The sequence below is a fragment of the Caldimonas sp. genome (genome assembly GCF_046289365.1).
In the GTDB taxonomy this organism is placed as follows: domain Bacteria; phylum Pseudomonadota; class Gammaproteobacteria; order Burkholderiales; family Burkholderiaceae_C; genus Caldimonas.
In genome coordinates, this window is sequence record NZ_JBKBVU010000199.1 from 1 (window position 1) to 1,608 (window position 1,608).

Here is a 1,608-nt window from a genome sequence, read left to right on the forward strand (position 1 = left end):
GGGTGCGGCCGCACGTGGCGGTGGTCGGCGCCGGTCCGGCCGGCCTGATGGCCGCCGAGACCCTCAGCCGCCTGGGGCTGGCCGTGGATGTGTACGACCGCATGCCCTCGGCCGGCCGCAAGTTCCTGCTGGCCGGCAAGGGCGGGCTCAATCTCACGCATTCCGAGCCGCCGCCGGCGTTTCTGTCGCGCTATGGCCCACAGCGGGCCGCGGTGGCGCCCTGGCTGGAGGCCTTTGGCGCCGAGGCCCTGCGCGCTTGGGCGGGCAGCCTGGGCATCGAGACCTTTGTCGGCACCTCGGGGCGCGTGTTTCCGAAGGACATGAAGGCCGCGCCTTTGCTGCGCGCCTGGCTGCACCGGCTGCGCGAGGCCGGGGTGCGCTTGCACATGCGTCACCGCTGGGTTGGCTGGTCTGGGGCGCGCGACTTGGTCATGGACACGCCCACCGGCCCGGTCCTCGTGCAGCCCGAGGCCGTCGTGCTGGCCCTGGGGGGCGGGAGCTGGTCGCGCCTGGGCTCCGACGGAGCCTGGGTGCCGCTGCTGGCCGGGCGGGGCGTGGCGGTGCGGCCGCTGCTGCCGGCCAACTGCGGCTTCGACGTGGCCCGCCCCGGGCCTCAGGGCGAGACGGTGCCGGGCTGGTCCGAGCATTTGCGCAGCCGCTTTGCCGGCCAGCCGGTCAAGCCGGTGGTGCTGAGCCTGACCGCCCCCGGCGGCGAGCGCTTCGTGCGCCGGGGCGAATTCGTGCTCACCGACACCGGCATCGAGGGCAGCCTGGTCTATGCGGCATCGCGCCTGCTGCGCGAGGCGATCGCGGCCCGGGGATGGGTGGACATCCACCTCGACCTCATGCCCGACTGGCCGGCCGAGCGGGTGCTGGCCGAGGTGATCCACCCGCGCGGTTCGCGTTCGTGGTCCAGCCACCTGCAAAGCCGCCTGGGCCTCAAGGGCCTGAAGGTGGCGCTGCTGCATGAGGTGCTGGGCCCCTTGGCCAAGGACGAACCCGTGGCCGTGGCAGCCGCTCTCAAGGCCTTGCCCTTGCGGCTGGTGTCGCCACGCCCGCTGGATGAGGCCATCAGCTCGGCCGGCGGCGTGGGCTTCGAGGCCCTGGACGAGCACCTGATGCTGCGCCCGCTGCCCGGGGTGTTCTGCGCCGGTGAGATGCTCGACTGGGAGGCTCCCACCGGCGGCTACCTGCTCACAGCCTGCTTTGCCAGTGGCCGTTGGGCCGGCCAGGGGGTGGCGCGCTGGCTGGGTGCTGTGTGATACCGCGCACCCCGACCGAGGCGAAAAACGCCTCCACCGCCTCGGTGTAGGGCCCCGGGCGGCCCAGCTCGCTGTTGATGTCGCCGTGCGACAAGTCCACGGGCATCAACACCGCCCGCCCGCCGGCCTGCTGCACCGCCTGGGCCATGCGCTGGTTCTGCTCGCGCGCGTCGTCGCGCCGGGCGGCATGAACCAGCAGCAGCGGCGCAGGCCGGGGCTGCAACTGGTGCACCGGCGACACCTGGCGCCAGTAGCGGGGGTCGTCGCCGAAGGCGTTGCGGTACAGGCGCAGCGGCTGGTCCTGCATCAGGGCCGGCACGTCCAGGGCCGCGCTGTCCAGCAACAC

The 1,608-nt window shown here is 73.4% G+C and carries 2 protein-coding genes; one reads left to right on the plus strand and one right to left on the minus strand.

What is annotated here, in order from left to right; all coding sequences use genetic code 11:
• Positions 1-2 precede the first annotated feature (2 nt).
• On the plus strand, positions 3-1,262 hold the full coding sequence (locus ACK42S_RS15090; RefSeq protein WP_409709305.1) for an NAD(P)/FAD-dependent oxidoreductase: 1,260 nt from the start codon (positions 3-5) through the stop codon (positions 1,260-1,262).
• On the opposite strand, the gene ACK42S_RS15095 is transcribed toward ACK42S_RS15090, so the two are convergent.
• A partial coding sequence (locus ACK42S_RS15095) for an alpha/beta hydrolase family protein (protein WP_409709308.1) occupies positions 1,195-1,608 on the minus strand: 414 nt, incomplete at its 5' end. The genes ACK42S_RS15090 and ACK42S_RS15095 overlap by 68 nt on opposite strands.